Source organism: Ruegeria sp. AB5 (genome assembly GCF_056542645.1).
This window is the reverse complement of the sequence record NZ_JBQGAE010000004.1, coordinates 64,706-84,196: the sequence shown is the minus strand read 5'-3', so window position 1 is coordinate 84,196 and position 19,491 is coordinate 64,706. Positions and strand designations below refer to the sequence as shown.

The window sequence follows — 19,491 nt, the reverse complement described above, 5'->3', positions numbered from 1 at the left end:
TTGTCTCTACAGCGCTTCGGCGCCGGAAATAATTTCAATCAGCTCGTTGGTGATCACGGCCTGACGCGAGCGGTTGAACTGGATCGTCAGCTTGTCGATCATTTCACCCGCGTTGCGTGTCGCGTTGTCCATTGCAGACATCCGTGCACCCTGTTCGGACGCTCCGTTTTCGAGCAGAGCCGAGAAGATCGCGGTCGCAACCCCCTTGGGCAGCAGGTCGGCCAGGATGGCCTCTTCGCTGGGCTCATAGTCGAAAATGGCACCGCTTTCGTCACCCGTCGCGTCATCTTCGAATGAGGCGGGGATGACCTGTTGTGCCGTCGGGATCTGGGTCACGACGTTGACGAACTTCGAATAGAAGATCGTGGCAACATCGAACTCACCCCCGTCAAAGCGAGACAGGACGTCCTTTGCGATGTCCTGCGCGTTGGTATAGCCCAGACGCTTGACTTCGCTCAGGTCGACATGCCCAACGAACAGATCGCCAAAGTCACGCTTCAGCGCGTCGCGGCCTTTCTTGCCGACGGTCAGAACCTTGACCGTCTTGCCCCTGCCGCGCAGCTCGTCCGCCTTTTGGCGGGCCAGCTTGGCGATGTTCGAGTTGAAGCCGCCGCACAGGCCGCGTTCAGCCGTCATCACAACCAGCAAATGGACATCATCACTGCCCGTACCACGGAGCAGCTTGGGGGCGCTGTCGCTGCCCCCGACCGATGCCGCCAACCCCGCCATCACGGCATTGAACCGTTCGGCGTAAGGGCGTGAGGCTTCGGCAGATTCCTGGGCGCGGCGCAGTTTTGCGGCCGCGACCATCTGCATGGCCTTGGTGATCTTGCGGGTCGATTTGACCGACTCGATCCTGTTTTTAAGGTCCTTAAGATTTGGCATATGCCCGCCTCTCCCTTAAGCGAAGGTTGCGGCGTATTCGTCAATCGCAGCCTTGATCTTGTCGGACGCGTCGCCCTTGATCTTGGGATCTTCGTCGGTGATCCACTGAAGAAGGTCCGCGTGTTTGCCACGCAGATGCGCCAGCAGGCCAGCCTCGTAACGGCCAACATCCGCTACGTCGATCTTGTCGAGGTAACCGTTGGTGCCGGCGAAGATGACGCAAACGATCTCGGCGTTGGTCAGCGGCGAGTATTGCGGCTGTTTCATCAGCTCGGTCAGGCGCGCACCACGGTTCAGCAGCTGCTGAGTTGCGGCATCGAGGTCAGAGCCGAACTGCGCAAAGGCCGCCATTTCGCGGTACTGCGCCAGTTCCAGTTTCACCGGGCCGGCAACCGACTTCATCGAGTTGGTCTGGGCGGACGAGCCCACACGCGAAACCGACAGACCGGTGTTCACAGCAGGACGGATGCCCTGATAGAACAGTTCGGTTTCAAGGAAGATCTGACCGTCGGTGATCGAGATCACGTTGGTCGGAATAAACGCCGAAACGTCACCACCCTGGGTTTCGATAACCGGCAGAGCCGTCAGCGAGCCCGCGCCAAAGTCTTCGTTCAGCTTCGCCGAACGCTCCAGCAGGCGCGAGTGGAGATAGAAAACGTCACCAGGATAGGCTTCACGTCCGGGCGGACGGCGCAGCAGCAGCGACATCTGACGATAGGACACAGCCTGTTTCGACAGGTCATCATAGATGATCAGCGCGTGACGGCCATTGTCACGGAAGTATTCGGCCATCGCAGTTGCGGCGTAGGGTGCCAGGAACTGCATCGGCGCCGGGTCGGACGCGGTTGCGGCCACAACGATCGAGTAGTCAATCGCGCCGGACTCTTCCAGTTTCTTCACCAGCTGCGCAACGGTCGAACGCTTTTGACCGATGGCAACATAAACGCAGTACAGCTTTTTCGACTCGTCGTCGCCGGCTGCCTCGTTGTAGGTTTTCTGGTTCAGGATCGCGTCCAGAGCAACAGCAGTTTTACCGGTCTGACGGTCGCCAATGATCAGTTCCCGCTGACCACGGCCAATCGGGATCATCGCGTCAACCGATTTCAGGCCGGTCGCCATCGGCTCGTGAACCGATTTACGTGGGATGATACCCGGGGCTTTGACGTCGGCAACGCCACGCTTGGTTGCGTTGATCGGGCCTTTGCCGTCCAGCGGGTTGCCCAGACCGTCAACAACACGGCCCAGCAGCTCGTCACCGATCGGAACGTCCACGATCGAGTTGGTGCGCTTAACAGTGTCACCTTCTTTGATGTCACGGTCAGAACCGAAGATAACGACACCGACGTTGTCACTTTCCAGGTTCAGCGCCATGCCCATGATTCCACCGGGGAATTCGACCATCTCACCGGCTTGTACATTGTCCAGACCGTATACACGGGCAATCCCGTCACCGACGCTCAGCACGCGGCCGATCTCGGCCACTTCGGCTTCCTGACCAAAATTCTTGATCTGGTCCTTCAGGATTGCAGAAATCTCTGCAGCTTGGATTCCCATTTATCCGACCTCTTTCATTGCATTCTGTAGGGAGTTGAGCTTCGAACGGATCGAGCTATCGATCATCTTCGAGCCCACTTTAACGACAAGACCGCCGATGAGGCTTTCATCCACGGTCGCATTGATTGTCACGGTTTTGCCCACACGCTCGGACAGCGTCTTGGACAGTTTGTCCAGTTGTGTCTTGGTCAGCGCCTTGGCCGAGGCGACATCGGCGGTCACTTCGCCACGCTCGTCGGCCAGCATGTCGCGCAGAACCTGCACCAGTTGCGGCACCACAAACAGGCGGCGCTTCTGCGCCATCAGGCCCAGCGTGTTGCGCAGGATGGCGTTCAGACCCATCTTGTCAGCGATTGCGGTGATTGCGCCTTCTTGTTCAGCGCGCGAAACCAAAGGCGAGGCGATCAGGTCGCGCAGTTCGGCGCTGTCGCCCAATGCTGCTGCCAGATCGTTGATTCCGGTTTCCAGACCTGCGAGGTCATTATTCTCTTTCGCGATCTCGAAAATCGCTGTGGCATAGCGCTCGGCAATGCCAGTGGAAATCGAAGCTGGTTCGGACACGTCCACCCTTCCGATATTTTGGGCCCCGATTTTGTGTAGCGGCCGCTACCCCGGGGCGTGAGGAAACCCCGCCCAAACGGCCGGGGATCAAAATCACCGGGGATGTAGCAGAGGTGAACCAACCTAGCAATATATTATCACGGCCAGCGGGTTATCCACAAAGTCTTTGATTTCAAACGGTTACACCAGGTGCGACCCTTTTGTCCGGGTCGGGGGCTGTAAAATTGTTACCAAAGTGTAGGTTTTTGCGATTCCTGTGACCTATTTCCCGCAATTTTCTGTTCAAACCGTCTTTGGAATACGCGCTTGCCTATGCAGGCTTCAGCAAGCCATCCAACGCCTTGATCGGGCGACGCTCGGCATCTTTCGTGACGCTCCCGCCGGGCGGCCGGATATGTTTGGTCGCTTCAACCATGAGCACTCCGCCCGCCATGACGGTTGGAAGACGCTGCCCGGTTTTTTCGATCAGACTGCCCGATTTCAACCAAAACCGCCGAAAAGACGGCGGTAGATACAGCGCCGAACAATGACCTTCCGGTTTGAAATGGTGCGCCTTGAGCTGGCTTTCCAGCTGTGTCGCCGAATACGGTCGTCCAAAGCCGAACGGCGTACGATCCGTTCGGGACCAAAGACCCGCGCGGTTGGGCACGATGAACACGGCTTTTCCGCCCGGCCCCAACACACGCCAGCATTCCTCGAGCAGTTGGCTTGGCCGCTCGGAAGTCTCCAGCCCGTGCATGACAACCAGTTTGTCCACGTGCCCGGTTTCGATGGGCCACAATGTTTCCTCGGTCAGAACCGAGACATTCGGCAGACCCGCTGGCCAGGGCATCACACCCTGGGGTCCGGGCATTAACCCGATCACCCGCCGCGCATCCGCCAGATAGGGGCGCAGCAAAGGCACCGCGAATCCGAATCCCGCGACGGTCTGACCTTTGGCCTCGGGCCAGAGGGCAGTCAAACGCCCACGGATCGCAGCCTGCGCCGCACGGCCCAACGTGCTGCGATAGTAAAAATTCCTCAGATCCTGCACATCAAGATGCATTGCGGACACCCGGTCAATCGGCTTAGCTGGGCGCAGTCTAGCAATGAAAGGGCAAAAGGCCATGCCTCTTGAGATCGTCACCATCCCATGTCTCAGCGACAATTACGCTTTTCTTGCCCATGACGCTCAAAGCGGCTCAACTGCGTTGATCGACGCGCCTGAGGCCGGGCCAATTCTGGCTGAACTTGACGCGCGGGGATGGACACTTGGCCACGTGCTGCTGACCCACCACCACTGGGATCATGTAGATGGTCTGGCCGCCATTTTAGAAAGGCAACCCGCCAAGGTGGTCGGAGCCGCAGCCGACGCACACCGCCTGCCCCCGCTCGACCAGCAGGTCGCAGATGGCGACAGGTTCGAGTTTGCCGGAGAACCGGTTCAGGTTCTGGACGTGTCAGGCCACACAATTGGCCATATTGCATACTATATGCCAGACAGCGCCGTCGTGTTCACCGCTGACAGCCTGATGGCGCTGGGTTGTGGCCGCCTGTTCGAAGGCACACCCGAGCAGATGTGGCGCTCTCTGAGCAAACTCGCGGCTCTGCCGGATGACACTCTGGTCTGCTCCGGCCACGAATACACGCAGTCGAACGCAAAATTTGCGATAACAGTCGATCCGGACAATGCTGCACTGCGGCAGCGCAGTGCCGACGTCGAGCGCGCGCGCGCCGCTGGAGAGGCCACTGTGCCTTCAAAACTGGGCGTTGAGAAGGCGACCAACCCGTTTCTGCGCGCCGAAGATCCGGCGATTCTTGCCCATTTGGGGATGGAAGGCGCAGGCCCCGAGGCCGTATTCGCTGAAATCAGGGGTAGAAAAGACAGATTCTGATGCTTATTTGCCCCTCTTCACGGCCACGGTCACAACAAATGTGACTGTCAAGTGAAAGAAAACCCTTGAAGCCGGACGCTGATCAACCAAACTCTAATAGTATGAGGACATGGTTGGGATGGGGATCCGGCCGAAAGCCTGCCCCCTTCTGACCCAAGACAGAGGAGCACCCGCGTGCCTTCATTCTCGAGCACACTAGAACAAGCCATTCACGCGGCTCTTGCGGCCGCGAATGAGCGGCGACACGAATTTGCAACGCTTGAGCATCTGCTGCTGGCGTTGTTGGAAGAGCCCGACGCGATCCGCGTCATGAAAGCGTGCAGCGTCGATCTGGACGAGTTGCGCAGCACTTTGGTCGAGTTCATCGACGAAGACCTGTCGAATCTGGTGACAGATATCGACGGATCCGAAGCTGTACCAACGGCGGCTTTCCAACGCGTTATTCAGCGTGCGGCGATCCATGTTCAAAGTTCGGGTCGAACCGAAGTGACCGGAGCCAATGTGTTGGTGGCCATCTTCGCCGAACGCGAAAGCAACGCGGCCTATTTCCTGCAGGAACAGGACATGACCCGCTACGACGCGGTCAACTTTATCGCGCACGGAGTTGCGAAGGACCCGGCCTATGGCGAAAGCCGCTCGGTCTCGGGCGCCGATCAGGTCGAAGAAGAGGTCCAGTCCAGTTCCGGTGACGGCGAACAAAAAGAAAGCGCCTTGGGCAAGTACTGTGTGGACCTGAATGCCAAGTCGCGCGCGGGCGACGTGGACCCATTGATTGGTCGCGCCGATGAAGTCGAACGCTGCATTCAGGTGCTCTGCCGCCGCCGCAAGAACAATCCGCTGCTGGTGGGTGATCCGGGTGTAGGCAAAACGGCGATAGCCGAAGGTCTGGCACATAAGATTGTCGCGGGCGAAGCACCGGATGTACTGTCGCAAACCACGATCTATTCACTGGACATGGGTGCCCTGCTGGCCGGAACCCGCTATCGCGGAGACTTCGAAGAGCGGCTGAAGGCAGTTGTCACCGAACTGGAAGATCACCCCGATGCTGTCCTGTTCATTGACGAGATCCACACTGTTATCGGTGCTGGTGCGACGTCCGGCGGCGCGATGGATGCGTCCAATCTGCTGAAGCCTGCCCTTCAGGGCGGCAAGCTGCGCACCATGGGATCGACCACCTACAAGGAATTCCGTCAGCACTTTGAAAAGGACCGCGCTCTCAGCCGTCGGTTCCAGAAGATCGACGTGAACGAGCCTTCGGTCGAAGACAGCGTCAAGATCCTGCGCGGCCTGAAGCCCTATTTCGAAGAGCATCACGCCATCAAATACACAGCCGACGCGATCAAGACAGCGGTCGAACTGTCGGCACGGTATATCAACGACCGCAAGCTACCGGACAAAGCGATCGACGTCATTGATGAGGCCGGGGCAGCGCAGCATTTGTTGGCCGAAAGCAAGCGTCGCAAGACCATCGGCGTCAAAGAGATCGAAGCCGTCGTTGCCAAGATCGCGCGGATTCCGCCGAAGAACGTCACCAAGGACGATGCCGTGGTACTAAAAGACCTTGAGGCCTCGCTGAAACGGGTGGTGTTTGGACAGGACGACGCAATCGTGGCGCTTGCCAGTGCGATCAAACTGGCCCGCGCAGGACTACGCGAGCCTGAAAAACCCATCGGCAACTATCTGTTTGCCGGCCCGACCGGCGTGGGCAAGACCGAGGTCGCTAAACAGCTGGCCGACAATCTGGGTGTTGAACTGCTTCGCTTCGATATGTCGGAATACATGGAGAAACATGCGGTCAGCCGTCTGATCGGTGCGCCTCCGGGCTATGTCGGGTTTGATCAAGGTGGTCTGCTGACCGATGGGGTCGACCAGCATCCGCATTGCGTGCTGCTGCTGGATGAGATTGAGAAAGCCCATCCGGACGTGTTCAACATCCTGTTGCAGGTGATGGACCACGGCGAATTGACCGATCACAACGGTCGGACGGTGAATTTCCGCAATGTCGTGCTGATCATGACCTCGAACGCAGGCGCTCAGGAACAGGCGAAGGCTGCCATCGGGTTTGGCCGTGACCGTCGCGAGGGCGAAGACACCGCCGCAATCGAGCGCATGTTTACACCGGAATTCCGCAACCGTCTGGATGCCGTAATCTCGTTCGCGCCGCTACCGAAAGAGGTTATCCTGCAAGTGGTCGAAAAGTTCGTTCTGCAGCTTGAAGCACAGTTGCTGGATCGCGGTGTGACCATCGATCTGACTCCCAAAGCCGCCGCGTGGCTGGCGGACAAGGGATATGACGACAAGATGGGGGCACGACCGCTGGGTCGCGTGATCCAGGAGCACATCAAGAAACCACTGGCCGAAGAACTGCTGTTCGGCAAACTGGCCAAAGGTGGCGTGGTCCGTGTGTCGGTCAAGAAAGGCGATCTGCATCTGGATATTCTTGGTCCGGATCAGCCGCGTATTCCGGGGAACAAGCCTCCGCTACTGACTGCGGATTAAATGCGCTGGTGGCTTGCCACAATTCTATCGCTCGTTGCCTCACAGGCGGCGAGCGATTTTTCTTTGCGACTTCCTGTCGACTGTGAACTGGGCAAAACCTGTCACATTCAGAACTACGTTGACCACCTTCCGTCCAGCGAGACGCAAGATTTTCACTGCGGACTGCTCAGCTATGACGGGCACAAAGGAACTGACTTTGCGCTGCCGACACTGGCCGAAATGCGCCAGGGCGTTGCGGTTTTGGCAGCCGCCCCAGGAATCGTTCGTGGTGTGCGCGATGGGATGGACGACAGACGATACACTCCTGAAACCGCGCATCTTGTCGAAAATCGGGAATGCGGAAACGGTCTTGTCATCGAACACGAAGACGGGTGGGAAACCCAATACTGCCATATGAAAAACGGGTCGCTCCGCGTCCAGCCGGGAACTTATGTTCAGGCCGGCACGGTGCTTGGCGAGATTGGGCTGAGCGGGAAAACGCAGTTTCCACATCTGCATCTGTCCGTGCGACAGGACGGCCAGTCCGTTGATCCATTTGTTCCGCAAGGCGTTTCTGCATGCGGACTCTCGGAACAGACCCTTTGGCAGAATCCGATAGACTACGTCCCTGGCGGGCTGATCTCGATAGGATTCGCCGACACGGTTCCCAGCTACGAGGCGATCTTGGACGGATCTGCGGCCAACAGCACGCTGCCGGCAACGGCGGCGGGTTTGGTTTTATTCGGTCATGCTTTTGGCAGTCGTGCCGGGGATATCCTGCGGCTTGAAGTGACGGGACCTGAAGGCAATCTGTTTCGGGAAGAGGCTAGTCTTGAGAAAGCCCAGGCACAGCTTTACCGTGCATTTGGCAGGCGACTGACACAGGACAGTTGGCCTCGAGGAACATATCTTGGCATCGTGTCGATGGAGCGGGACGGGCAGGTTATCAGCCAAAAGTCCGTGTCGTTGTTGATCCGCTGAGGATTACCGTTCGGTCAACTTCAACTCGATCCGGCGATTCTGCGCGCGGGCTTCCGGCGTGTTGGCCGGGTTGACAGGCTGAAACTCTCCAAACCCGTTGGCGGCCAGCCGGTTGGGCGGGATGCCCAGCGCGTTCACCATATAGCGCACGACGGACAGGGAACGGCCCTGGCTCAATTCCCAATTGTCGCGATACCGGCCTGATCCGGCAAACGGAACATTATCGGTATGACCATCCACCCGGATTACCCAGTTCAGACCCTCTGGAATTTCGGCGGCGACCGTACGCAGTATGTCCGCCACTTTGGCCACCTCTTGCCGACCCTCGGCTGACAAAACGGCCGAGCCTGTCGGAAACAGCACTTCGGACGAAAAGACAAACCGGTCGCCCTCGATCCGGACGCCTTCCTGATCGCCCAGAACATCCCGCAGCCTGCCGAAAAACTCTGATCGATATCGTTCCAGGTCCTCCGCCTGAGCGGTGAGTTCCTGGTTCTGCCCCGCCAGAGCCTCGGCCTCGGCCTCAAGGCGCTGGCGCTCGGCCTCTTCCAGCAGGCGGCGGCGGCGTTCCTCGGACGCTGCCCGCGCCAGGGCTGCGTTCAGGTCCTGTCCCAAAGACTGAATCTGGATCTCGGCTGCGGTATTGCGTTCCTCATAGTCGTCCAACAACGCCTGCAAGGACCCCAATTGCCCCCGCAACGCAGCGATCTGTTGATTCAGCAACGCCGCCTCACGCTGCGCTTCGGCTGAAATCGCTTGCTCATTCGACAATGTGTCCTGCGCAAGCGCCAAAAGCGCCGCTTGTTGTTCGGCCAGTGTCCTCTGTTCGAGCGCATCCGCTTGCGCTTGCGTTTGTGCGTCCAAAGCCGCCTGCAACTGTGCCTTCAATTCTTCGGGATTAACCTCACCGAACTGCCGTTCCAATTCCGCCTGTGCTGCCCGTGCTGCTGCAAGCAGTGTAAGCGTGTCTTCGGCTTCTTTCCGTTGCGCCTCAAGCGCCAGAGTCATCGCGGTCAGTTCGGCATCTGCATCCTGAAGACGGTTTCGCAAGACCTCAGCAGCAGCCGCTTCGGCCAAGCGCGCGGCCTCTTCATCACTAAGCTGTTGCTGCAACTGCGCGATTTCTGCAGATCGCTCTTCGCCGCGTTGCTCCAGATCTGCAACCAATGCTTCCAGCGCCTCGCGGCGAGCTGCAGCAAGACGAGCGGCCTCGGTCTGTGCATCGATTTCCGCCCGGCTTTGCGCCAAAGCCTGGTTCAACGCGTCCCGCTCACCCAACAACTCGGAGCGTTGTGTTTCCAAAGCGGCAATATCTTCTTGCGCTTGCGTTTTATCGGCCAGCAACGCGGCGACCTGAGCCTCAAAATCGGTGATACGGCCCTGCGCTTGGGCCAAATCGTCTTCAGCTTGGGTCAAAGTCGCGTTCAATGCACCCAGCCGCGCCTGCAAGCGGCTGTTTTCACGCTCTTCCAGTCCCAAAGCCCCCGCCAGCGCCGCGACCTCATCCGCCAACGCGGTCAGTTCGTCCTCCTGCCCGGAAATCGTCTCGCGCAACACGAATTGCACCACCATGAAGATGGTCAGCACAAAGGTCAGAACCATCAACAGACCGGTCATCGCATCCACGAAACCAGGCCAGACAGAGCCCTGGAAGCGTTGACCGGTGCGACGGGACAGAGCCATCGGTCACTCTCCTTCGTGCGTTTTGCGCACAGCGCCACGTGGCAGGGTCATCGCCTTGACCAGCAATTCTATATCTTTTCGGAATTCGTTCATGCTGTCCTGCCGCCCAGCCGAAATCTCTTCCAGAATGCGCAGCAGCTGCACGTCCATTGACCGTAGGCGCATCCGGCTTTCGGCGTCGATGCCTTCGCCTGCGCCATGCTCGCGCATATGATCCAGCAAGGCGTCCTGTGCCAGCGCCACGCGATCAAGCGCCGCCGAAATGCCTTCGTTGTCGGCCTGACGCTGGTTCATTTGCCCGATGGTGTCGACCAACTGACCCAGCTTGTTTGAAACATCTGTTCGCTCAGCTTCTTGTGCCACAAACATATCTTGCAAGGCATTCATCTGCTCGGACATGGCATCCAGAACAGGGGTCAGTACGGCGATTTCCGCCCCCCCTTCTTCGCTTGATGCAAATCCGACGCGGGTGATGGACGACAGCCATTCTTCAAGTTCGCGATAGAACCGGTTCTGGCCATGCCCCGCAAAGACTTCGAGCAGGCCAACAATCAGCGACCCGGCCAGACCCAGCAGCGAAGAGCCAAAGGCCACGCCCATACCCTGCAACTGTGCCTCAAGACCGGTCATAAGCCGGTTGAAGACGGCAAGACCTTCTTCCCCTTCCTGCGGGTTCAGGCTGCGGATCGTGTCCACGATCGCAGGCACGGTGGTGGCGAGGCCAAAGAATGTGCCCAACAGACCCAGATAGATCAGAACATTGGTGATATAGCGCGTGATCTCGCGTTCTTCTTCCACACGTTCCGCGACCGAGTCCAAAATCGAGCGGGTCGAGGTTGAACTGATCTGCGACCGCGCGCCCCGTTCCCGTAGCAGCGAGGCCAGCGGGGCAAGCAGTTGTGGGGTCCTAGCATCTTCATGCACAACCCCGCCCACAAACGCCTCAATCCAGCGGACCGAACCAATCAGCTGAGCCACCTGGTAGAAACAGGCGAACACCCCGATGATGAACACCAAAATGATGAAGCCGTTCAAATACGGGTTGGCAAAAAAGACGGGCAGAACATAGGGCAGCGCCAGAAACACACCCAGACCCGACAACCCGATTGCAATCAGCATCAAGACGATCTGACGGATCGGTTGCGAGAATTGCGGTCTCGCGCCCTGCTGTGCCTGCGCCATGCGCGTTGTTCCCGGTCTTTTTCTGCTCTGGCTTGAATCTAGCCAAATAATGCCGATGATGCCATGGGTTTATCCGGTGATACTGCGGACCCGTTGCGACAACCACTCAAGATCGGGATCTTGCAAACCGATCTCGGCCAGGTGCTCGGTGGTATTGTAAAGGTATTCTGTGTTGGGTCCGCGCCCTCCGACCGCGTGCGCGATGATCTGGGCCTGTTCTTCAAGCGGCATACCCCCGCAATACTGTACGTGATCCGCGTCGATGACATAGGTCACCGCGTTCACCACATTGCCATTGCCCAGATGCACATCCAGCATGCGTTCAACATAGGCTGACGAGATCAACTCGCGTTCGCGCAACTCGTGCAGAGTGCGGTCCTCATGCCCGGTTTCGACCGCCAAAGCCAGCCCTTTGCAATGCGCGGCGGGTTGCTCGTCGAGCGCCAAAACAAGGCCTGGATTGTCCTCGGTGCCGCGGTGATGGATCGAGCTCATGCAGAAAGACCGGGCGTAACCGTGCAGAGTCGCAAGCTCACTGCGGGCCACAGGGAACCCTGGGTTCCACAGCAGCGATCCATATCCGAAAACCCACATTGTCATTGCGCTGGCCCTTGCCCGTTTGGGCCTATAAACATCAAATCCGAGGCAGGAAAAAGGGCCAATGCTCATGCGCCGTCTGATACGAGTGTTCATTTTTGTCGCCATTGCATGGAGCGCCTATTGGTTTGTCGCAAGCTATGGCCTGCGCAATGCGATTACCGGCTGGTTTGACGCTCAGCAAGCGCGCGGGTGGCAAGCCGATTTCTCCGACGTTGAAACGGCAGGTTTTCCGACGCATCACGTCACCCGGCTGAACAACCCGGCACTGGCCGATCCGGCAACCGGCACGGCCTGGAGTGCCGATTGGATCGAATTCCAAAGCCCCGCAATCTGGCCCGGGCGGCAAATTCTGCGATTTGCCGAGACACCCCAACGCCTGTCCTATTTCGATCAGACCGCGACAATTGAGGCGGGTGATCTTCAAGCCGAACTGCAACTGCAACCCGGTGTTGCGCTGGTGCTGGAAAAGATGGCGTTGACCGCCGGCGCCTGGCTGATCACAGAGGACAGCGACGCCCTTGCCGGCGGGGACACTCTTGGTCTTGTCATGGAACAGACGGCGACCCCCGAAGCTTACGCAATCACCGCGCAAATCGATGGATTCGCTCCGGGTGACGACCTGCGGGCTTTGATGCAATCAGCGACGTCTTTGCCCCAAAGGCTTGAGACGCTGGAGCTGGACATGCTTACGACATTCGACAAGCCCTGGGATCGAACGGCGCTGGAAGAGAGCCGACCCCAGCCCGTGGCCATCGACCTGAATCTGGCCGAGATCAAATGGGGAGAACTCAGTCTGTTTGCCGCCGGTGAGTTGGATGTCGACGCGCGGGGTATTCCGACCGGGGAAATTGCGATCAAGGCCGAGAACTGGCGCGATATGATCGCGATGGCAAATGCGGCGGGGGCTTTGCCCGATCAAGCGGTCGATCCGGTCACCCGCGCGCTGAATTTCCTGGCTGGTCTGGGAGGGAACCCGAATGCGTTGGACCTGCAACTTAACTTTCGCGACGGGTTCGTGGCACTGGGGCCGCTGCCATTGGGCCCTGCCCCGCGTCTGATCCTGCGTTAACGGCAGTAGGGGCCGCTTCGGTAGCGGGCGGTATCCAGATGGAAGTGATCGCGGTGATACCGATCTGAATTCGGCCCCAGAACCGTACCGAACGGACCGCAAGCCCCGCGCCAGACCTTTTTAAGTTGCTTCTGCGACGGATTTTTGCGCCATCCGTTCAGGACGGTGACGACTTCTCCGTCCGCCATGACAAAGCCCGAGATATCAATGGCCCGTCCCTTGCCATGTTCCGAAACACGCGCACCCTTTTGATTGTTCCGCGTCCGGCACGCATAATGCGCGGCGACTTGCAACTGGACCACCGGTCCGCGTCGTTTGAACGTCTTCTTGACGGTTTTGTCGACCCATTCGTTCAATGCGATGGCGGTTCCGCAATCCATTGTCGACGCTCGACTGAGTGTCACGCCTGAAATGGACGTGATCTGAACCGCATCCTTGACCCCACATGACTTGTTCTTGCTCGACACGCGGCCGACCGGCTTGCCCTGAATGGCGATGTCGCCGCAAACAGAGCCTTTGCGCAACTTGCGCTTTTTGAACAACACCGCCTCTTCCAGAGATTTGGGTCGCAGATATGGCATCAGGGATGTATCCGGACCCAGCAACGGCAGGTCCGAAGGGCGCGCGGCAGCGGCAATAACCTGTGGCGAGACAGGTCGCGCCGCGGGACGCAGAGTGAAGAGGTTCAGAGGTGTCGCCGCGCGGCTGGAAACAGCGACCATCTCTACGCTTACCTGCGCATGATCAGGACGGGCGACGGGAAACAGCGATTGCTCTGGGGCTGAGGCCTGCGCGACCGTGGCCCAAAGCGTTGCCATCGGGAACAGGATATACCTCCAGACCTGTTTCATGAACTTGCCTTGCCGCGGCCAAAGTCAGGCGCGTCAGTGTCCTGACCTGCATCGATAATGCCACGGCGGATCGCCCGCGTGCGGGTGAAATAGTCGAACAGGTGGTCTCCGTCCCCGGTGCGGATGGCCCGTTGCAGGGCAAACAGTTCTTCGGTAAAGCGTCCCAGAATTTCCAGTGTCGCGTCCTTGTTGGCCAGGAACACATCGCGCCACATCGTCGGATCGGATGCTGCAATCCGGGTGAAATCCCGAAAGCCCGCAGCAGAATATTTGATAACCTCGGTGTCGGTCACGCGACGCAGGTCATCCGCAACACCAACCATCGTGTAGGCAATGAGGTGTGGCGCATGAGACGTCACCGCCAGCACCAGATCGTGGTGATCGGCGTCCATCTCATCCACGTTGGACCCCATCCCCTCCCACAGAGCCCGCAGGCGCGCGATGGCGTCAGTGTCCGAACCTTCAACAGGCACCAAAAGACACCAGCGATTGTCGTAAAGTTCAGCGAACCCCGCCTCAGGCCCGGAATGCTCGGTCCCAGCCAGAGGATGGGCCGGGATGAAATGCACACCTTCAGGGATATGCGGCGACACGGCCTCGATCACGTGACGTTTGACCGAGCCCACATCCGTTACGGTCGCGCCCTGTTTCAGAACCGGCGCAATGTCCTGCGCGACTGCGCCCATGGCCCCAACGGGAACACAGAGCACAATCAGATCCGCGCCCTCGACGGCCTCTTTCGCGGTATCGCACACGCGGTCGCACAAGCCGATCCTGCGCGCGGTGTCCCGGGTCGCCGCGGACCGGGCATACCCTGTAACTTCGCCCGCAAGACCCCCGCGCTTAATGGCCCAGAACATGGACGAGGCAATCAGACCCAGCCCGATCAGCGCAACACGGTCGTAAATCTGGCTCATGCGGCGCCCTCTTTGAATGCAGTGATGGCCGCGACAACACGGCGACAGGCCTCTTCATCGCCCACGGTGATCCTGAGGGCGTTCGGAAGGTTGTAGCCTGCAACGCGGCGCACAATCAAACCCTGCGATTTGAGATAGTCGTCGCAGGCCTCGGCCTCGGCCCTGTCGGCGAAACGCACGAGGATGAAGTTGGTGAAGGACGGGTCCGAGGGCACACCAACCTTGGCCAATTCATCCGCCAGCCAAACCCGCAGGCGGGCGTTTTCAGACTGACAAAAGGACAGGAAATCCAAATCGTTCACGGCCGCTTCGGCAGCTGCCAGAGCGGTCAGCGACAGATTGAAAGGTTGGCGCACCCGGTTCAGGACATCAATGATCCACTGCGCGGCATAGCCCCAACCAACACGCATTCCTCCCAACCCGTACACTTTCGAAAAGGTCCGGGTCATGATCACGTTTTCATGGGCGTCCACCAGAGACGCACCGCCGTCGAAACCGTCAACGAACTCGGCATAAGCCCCATCGATGACCATCAGACAGCTATCCGGCAGACCCTGCGCCAAACGCTCCAGTTCCTGTTGCGAGATCATGGTTGAGGTTGGATTGCCGGGGTTGGTGACAAACACGATCCGCGTGCGGTCCGTTACCGCGGCCAGAATGGCATCCACATCCACCTTGCGGTCACGCTCGGCCACCATAACCGGCGTTGCCCCGGCCATGCGCGCGATGATGGGGTACATAGAAAACCCATGTTCTGTATACACCACTTCATCCCCTGGTCCCGCATAGGCCTGAGCGACGAATTGCAGCACCTCGTCGCTGCCGACACCGCAGATGATCCGCGCCGGGTCCAACCCGTGGCGTGCGCCAATGGCGGCACGCAAACTGGCGTGATCGGTGCCAGGATAGCGATGCAAGGTTGCGGCGCTGTCGCGCACCGCCTCAATCGCCTTGGGGCTGGGTCCAAAAGGGTTCTCGTTCGAACTGAGCTTGATCACATGCTCCACGCCCGCCACATGCGACTGACCGCCCTGATACAGCGCGATGTCCATTATGCCGGGTTGAGGGGTGATCTTGGTCATGAGAGGCTCCGTTCAATGGGCCTCTCATACCTGTCTCACTGGGTTGAGAAAAGCAGCAATTCCATCATGCGGCTTTGAAACGCGCTGTCGCCGGATCGGCATGGTAATACGGCGCAAACTCTTCGGTCCGTCGGGACAGGTCATTGACGCTGTCGATGATGAACTGAACGGTTGCCTCGCTCATCAAATACGAGAAGTTCAGGCGCACCCATCCCGGTTTCTTCATTTCCTCACCTGCGGACAGCGCGGCGTGCAACTGCTCCGATGCCGCACGGTCGATGCCCAGAAGCCGATGCGCATACGGTCCCGCGCAGGCGCATCCACCGCGCGCCTGAATGCCGTAGACGTCACTGAGCATCCTTGTGAACAACTGCTGATGCACCGGTTGCCCCGCGTTGTCGTGCACGAGGAATGAAAAGATCGGCAGGCGATGCGCATTCTCAATTCCAAGCAGGATCAAGTTCGGATTGCCCTTCCACCCGTCCAGCGCCATTTGATTGAAATGCGCCTCGCGTCTTGCGATCTCTTCGGTACCCACGACATCCTTGACGATGAAAGCAAGCGCTGCACGGATATCACCGATTACGTTCGGGGTTCCTGCCTCCTCACGGGTGGACAAATCTTCGCTGTAGTCATGACGCCAGGGCGAAACGAAACTCACGGTCCCTCCGCCAGGCCAGCTGGGGCAACGGCGCTGAACCACACTCTGGTTCAATATCAGAACACCCGACGCCCCCGGACCGCCCGGGAACTTGTGCGGAGACACTACGATGGCATCCTTGGGCGCATCGGCAGGTCCCATGTCCATCGGCAGATACGGCCCGCCCCCGGCATAGTCCCAAACCGCCAACGCTCCGTACGCCTTCAGCATCCGCGTCACCGGATCAGGGTCAGTGATGATACCCGTGACATTGGATGCCGCCGAAAACGACCCGATCAGCAAATCCGCATCGGCATGGGCCTCCAATGCGTCTTTCAGCGCCTGCAGGTCGACCCCACCACCGTCGGCCTCAGAAATTTCAACCACCAATGCTTTGCTTTCCCGCCATGGCAGAAGGTTTGAATGGTGTTCATAGGGTCCAACCAGAACAACTGGCTGATCCGCGTCTTCCACCCCAAGCAGACTGACCAACCGGTTTAGGCCTGCCGTGGCACCGGACCCCGTGAAGATCACGGCGTCATCTTCCCTTGCACCAACAAGTCGAGCAATTTCCGCGCGGGCCTCACGGCGCAGGCGCGTCATGTAAGAGCCGCAATAGGAGGCCTCGGTGTGGCTGTTGGCGTAAAACGGCAACACATTCTGAGCCACATAGTCTTCGACCTGCCGCAACGCGCGACCCGAGGCAACGTAATCCGCGTAGACAAGCGGCACGTCCCCCTGCAGACCCGGGATCAGAACATTTTCTCCGATCAAGCCGTCGCGCAGGTTGGAATTGTGAGTGGTGGAACAAAGATCCGCGCGAAACTTGGACAGGGTCATGGCATTGGCTCCTAATTGCCCATCCAATGTGATTTATTCGGACTGCATAAACTTCACCAATCTTTGCGTAGAAATCGGAGATTTTGTGTCATATGATTAACTATGGCTTCAAAGTTAGATCATATTGACACACACATCCTTAAAGAATTGCAGAAAGACGCCACACTGTCCCAACGGGAACTGGCGGATCGCGTCGGCCTGTCACAAAACGCCTGCTGGCGGCGGCTGAAGGCCCTGAACGAAAGCGGGGTGCTGATCGGTTCGACGGCCCGGATCGCGCGTGAGAAACTGGGCCTGACCCTCGTGGTTTTTGTCATGCTGCGCACGCGCCACCACTCTGCCGACTGGCTACAGGCCTTTCGGCGTCACGTTCTGACTATCCCCGAAGTGGTGGATTTCCACCGAATTGGCGGAGACTACGACTATCAACTCAAAGTCGTCACGCAGGATATGGCCTCATACGACAAGGTCTACCAGCGCCTGATTGAAAAGGTCGAATTGGACAGCGTCACATCCTATTTCGCCATGGAGTCCATCGCCGAAGGGCGTCCATTGCCGCTCTGATCCGCTCTTCATCTGGCCCAAAATATCCCGGGGGGATCGCGGCTTGCCGCGATGGGGGCAGAGCCCCCCAAACAAAAAAGACCGCGCAGAACTGCGCGGCCCTTTGAATTTGATCCATCGGCGAAGATTAGTTCTTCGCGTAGAATTCCACGACCAGGTTTGGTTCCATCACGACCGGGTAAGGCACATCGCTCAGGCCCGGCGCGCGCACGAAGGTCGCGGTCATTTTCGAGTGATCCGCGTCAATGTAGTCAGGCACGTCACGTTCGGCCAGAGAAGCCGCTTCCAGAACAACAGCCAGTTGCTTGGACTTGTCGCGCACTTCGATCACGTCGCCTTCTTTGACACGATAGCTGGGGATGTTGACCCGCTTGCCGTTCACTTTGACGTGGCCGTGGTTCACGAACTGGCGTGCCGCAAATACTGTCGCAACGAATTTGGCGCGGTAGACAACAGCGTCCAGGCGACGCTCCAGCAGGCCGATCAGGTTTTCACCGGTATCGCCGTTCACACGCACAGCTTCGGCATAGATGCGGCGGAATTGCTTTTCGGTCAGGTCGCCGTAGTAGCCTTTCAGCTTCTGCTTAGCACGAAGCTGCAGACCGAAGTCCGACAGTTTGCCCTTGCGGCGCTGGCCGTGCTGGCCGGGGCCGTATTCGCGACGGTTGACCGGGGATTTCGGACGACCCCAGATGTTTTCGCCCATCCGGCGGTCGATTTTGTACTTGGCAGACGTGCGTTTGGTCACGGCTGATCTCCTTCTAAAAGTCGGGGCCCGCTTGGGCCACTATGAAGGGCGTTGTCCTCTTGAGGTTTCCCCCATGACAGGCATCCCCTTGCGGGGGCCACCAACACCAATGAAGCCGCGCTTATATCCGTGAAAATGCCAGAGTCAACAGCCACCAACGCGCATACAGAGCTTTAGTCAAAAAAACCGGGAAAGCGGTCTCGTTGAAATCCTACAGGATAGTTTGATCGCTTCGTCGCTTCAGGAAAGATGCGATTGACCCGGAAACGCGACCACTTTCGCTGTCGGTCGAAGTTGCACATCGGGCTGTGCTTCGACCTGGTTCAACTCGCTGATCCAAAAGTCCTGATCCCGAGGCGGGTATCCGTTTTCAAACACCAAAGTTGGTGCGGGTTCGTCCGCCACGACGATCAGGTCCGCCTTGAAGCTCTGCGCGCCATTGGTCAAAACAATGCTACCGCCGTAGTCCCCGGTAATATCCCGCACCACCGCGAACACCTCAGTGGTTCGGCCAACCCCAGACCCTGCATTTCCCGCCTGTTCAAGGCTTTGCTCTGCAACGTCGCTCAACATCAAGGCCTGACCCCGCCAGGACCACGCTGCACCAACGACCAAAAAGGCCAGAGGCGCAACCTCAAGCCCGTCAAGCTCTGTTTGTTTCCAAGAAATGGCTACACGACCGTTATACCCGGCTCTCATCTGCCTGCTCGCACCTTTCAACACCCCACCACTTACTCAATGATCTTTATCAGGATGGATTTCGGCGGAAAAGAGACAGAATTGCAGCAATCACGAGATTGTTGCCAAACGGAATCAGTAAAGGTGCCGCCGTCAGGCGCGGCAGATCATCATTCCGGCAACACTGGTGTCGCCCCAGCCAAGAAACCTATTTCGTTACCGGGCCTTACGGCGAACACGCCTATCAGTGCCCTACCTAGGTAAACATAAGGTTAAGAAATGCACAGATTTTGCAAAACTCCTC

18 protein-coding genes are annotated in these 19,491 nt (G+C 58.6%); 5 read left to right on the top strand and 13 right to left on the bottom strand.

What is annotated here, in order from left to right:
* Nucleotides 1–6: 6 nt before the first annotated feature.
* The 4 genes from ACR0L4_RS09605 to ACR0L4_RS09590 all read right to left on the bottom strand — a co-directional run bounded on the left by ACR0L4_RS09605 (nucleotide 7) and on the right by ACR0L4_RS09590 (nucleotide 4,045).
* Nucleotides 7–885 (bottom strand): F0F1 ATP synthase subunit gamma, encoded by an 879-nt coding sequence (locus ACR0L4_RS09605; protein ID WP_480512499.1) that lies wholly within the window; start codon nucleotides 883–885, stop codon nucleotides 7–9.
* Between the two features lie 15 nt (nucleotides 886–900).
* Nucleotides 901–2,439: a F0F1 ATP synthase subunit alpha gene (gene atpA / locus ACR0L4_RS09600; RefSeq protein WP_480512497.1), complete on the bottom strand. Its 1,539-nt coding sequence runs from the start codon at nucleotides 2,437–2,439 to the stop codon at nucleotides 901–903.
* The gene (locus ACR0L4_RS09595) at nucleotides 2,440–3,000 is read right to left on the bottom strand and encodes a F0F1 ATP synthase subunit delta (RefSeq protein WP_170750348.1); all 561 of its coding nucleotides are present in this window, start codon (nucleotides 2,998–3,000) and stop codon (nucleotides 2,440–2,442) included.
* A 310-nt stretch (nucleotides 3,001–3,310) separates the two neighbouring features.
* A complete protein-coding gene (locus ACR0L4_RS09590; RefSeq protein ID WP_480512495.1) occupies nucleotides 3,311–4,045 on the bottom strand; it encodes a methyltransferase domain-containing protein in 735 nt (244 codons plus the stop codon).
* 43 nt (nucleotides 4,046–4,088) lie between these two features.
* Here ACR0L4_RS09590 and gloB point away from each other — a divergent pair, with 43 nt between their 5' ends.
* The 3 genes from gloB (at nucleotide 4,089) to ACR0L4_RS09575 (ending at nucleotide 8,333) form a co-directional block, all read left to right on the top strand.
* Complete coding sequence (gene gloB, locus ACR0L4_RS09585; RefSeq protein WP_480512493.1) at nucleotides 4,089–4,874, top strand: hydroxyacylglutathione hydrolase; 786 nt, start codon at nucleotides 4,089–4,091, stop codon at nucleotides 4,872–4,874.
* 174 nt (nucleotides 4,875–5,048) lie between these two features.
* Entirely contained in the window at nucleotides 5,049–7,373 is a 2,325-nt protein-coding gene (gene clpA, locus ACR0L4_RS09580) for an ATP-dependent Clp protease ATP-binding subunit ClpA (protein ID WP_170750345.1), read from the top strand.
* On the top strand, nucleotides 7,374–8,333 hold the full coding sequence (locus ACR0L4_RS09575; RefSeq protein ID WP_480512491.1) for a M23 family metallopeptidase: 960 nt from the start codon (nucleotides 7,374–7,376) through the stop codon (nucleotides 8,331–8,333).
* A gap of 3 nt (nucleotides 8,334–8,336) precedes the next feature.
* On the opposite strand, the gene ACR0L4_RS09570 is transcribed toward ACR0L4_RS09575, so the two are convergent.
* The 3 genes from ACR0L4_RS09570 to ACR0L4_RS09560 all read right to left on the bottom strand — a co-directional run bounded on the left by ACR0L4_RS09570 (nucleotide 8,337) and on the right by ACR0L4_RS09560 (nucleotide 11,798).
* Nucleotides 8,337–10,016: a peptidoglycan -binding protein gene (locus ACR0L4_RS09570; RefSeq protein WP_480512489.1), complete on the bottom strand. Its 1,680-nt coding sequence runs from the start codon at nucleotides 10,014–10,016 to the stop codon at nucleotides 8,337–8,339.
* Between the two features lie 3 nt (nucleotides 10,017–10,019).
* Nucleotides 10,020–11,198: a biopolymer transporter ExbB gene (locus ACR0L4_RS09565; protein WP_480512487.1), complete on the bottom strand. Its 1,179-nt coding sequence runs from the start codon at nucleotides 11,196–11,198 to the stop codon at nucleotides 10,020–10,022.
* 69 nt (nucleotides 11,199–11,267) lie between these two features.
* Complete coding sequence (locus ACR0L4_RS09560) at nucleotides 11,268–11,798, bottom strand: gamma-glutamylcyclotransferase (protein WP_170750341.1); 531 nt, start codon at nucleotides 11,796–11,798, stop codon at nucleotides 11,268–11,270.
* A 67-nt stretch (nucleotides 11,799–11,865) separates the two neighbouring features.
* On the opposite strand from ACR0L4_RS09560, the gene ACR0L4_RS09555 reads away from it, so the two are divergent.
* A complete protein-coding gene (locus ACR0L4_RS09555; RefSeq protein ID WP_480512485.1) occupies nucleotides 11,866–12,867 on the top strand; it encodes a DUF2125 domain-containing protein in 1,002 nt (333 codons plus the stop codon).
* On the opposite strand, the gene ACR0L4_RS09550 is transcribed toward ACR0L4_RS09555, so the two are convergent.
* The 4 genes from ACR0L4_RS09550 to ACR0L4_RS09535 all read right to left on the bottom strand — a co-directional run bounded on the left by ACR0L4_RS09550 (nucleotide 12,864) and on the right by ACR0L4_RS09535 (nucleotide 17,197).
* Nucleotides 12,864–13,718, bottom strand: a complete 855-nt coding sequence (locus tag ACR0L4_RS09550; protein ID WP_480512483.1) for an extensin-like domain-containing protein — start codon at nucleotides 13,716–13,718, stop codon at nucleotides 12,864–12,866. The two genes, ACR0L4_RS09555 and ACR0L4_RS09550, sit on opposite strands and share 4 nt — an antisense overlap.
* The gene (locus ACR0L4_RS09545) at nucleotides 13,715–14,635 is read right to left on the bottom strand and encodes a prephenate/arogenate dehydrogenase family protein (RefSeq protein WP_480512481.1); all 921 of its coding nucleotides are present in this window, start codon (nucleotides 14,633–14,635) and stop codon (nucleotides 13,715–13,717) included. The genes ACR0L4_RS09550 and ACR0L4_RS09545 overlap by 4 nt, the downstream gene beginning before the upstream one ends.
* A complete protein-coding gene (hisC, locus tag ACR0L4_RS09540; protein ID WP_480512479.1) occupies nucleotides 14,632–15,717 on the bottom strand; it encodes a histidinol-phosphate transaminase in 1,086 nt (361 codons plus the stop codon). Before hisC ends, ACR0L4_RS09545 begins: the two co-directional genes overlap by 4 nt.
* 64 nt (nucleotides 15,718–15,781) lie before the next feature.
* A complete protein-coding gene (locus ACR0L4_RS09535) occupies nucleotides 15,782–17,197 on the bottom strand; it encodes an aminotransferase class V-fold PLP-dependent enzyme (protein ID WP_480512477.1) in 1,416 nt (471 codons plus the stop codon).
* Between the two features lie 102 nt (nucleotides 17,198–17,299).
* On the opposite strand from ACR0L4_RS09535, the gene ACR0L4_RS09530 reads away from it, so the two are divergent.
* Nucleotides 17,300–17,761, top strand: a complete 462-nt coding sequence (locus ACR0L4_RS09530) for an Lrp/AsnC family transcriptional regulator (protein ID WP_480512475.1) — start codon at nucleotides 17,300–17,302, stop codon at nucleotides 17,759–17,761.
* A 127-nt stretch (nucleotides 17,762–17,888) separates the two neighbouring features.
* Here the strand turns inward: ACR0L4_RS09530 and rpsD are convergent, their stop codons facing one another.
* Together rpsD and ACR0L4_RS09520 are read right to left on the bottom strand one after the other, a co-directional pair.
* Nucleotides 17,889–18,509, bottom strand: a complete 621-nt coding sequence (gene rpsD / locus ACR0L4_RS09525) for a 30S ribosomal protein S4 (protein WP_170750334.1) — start codon at nucleotides 18,507–18,509, stop codon at nucleotides 17,889–17,891.
* A gap of 240 nt (nucleotides 18,510–18,749) precedes the next feature.
* Nucleotides 18,750–19,208, bottom strand: a complete 459-nt coding sequence (locus ACR0L4_RS09520) for a hypothetical protein (protein ID WP_480512473.1) — start codon at nucleotides 19,206–19,208, stop codon at nucleotides 18,750–18,752.
* Between the last annotated feature and the right edge of the window lie 283 nt (nucleotides 19,209–19,491).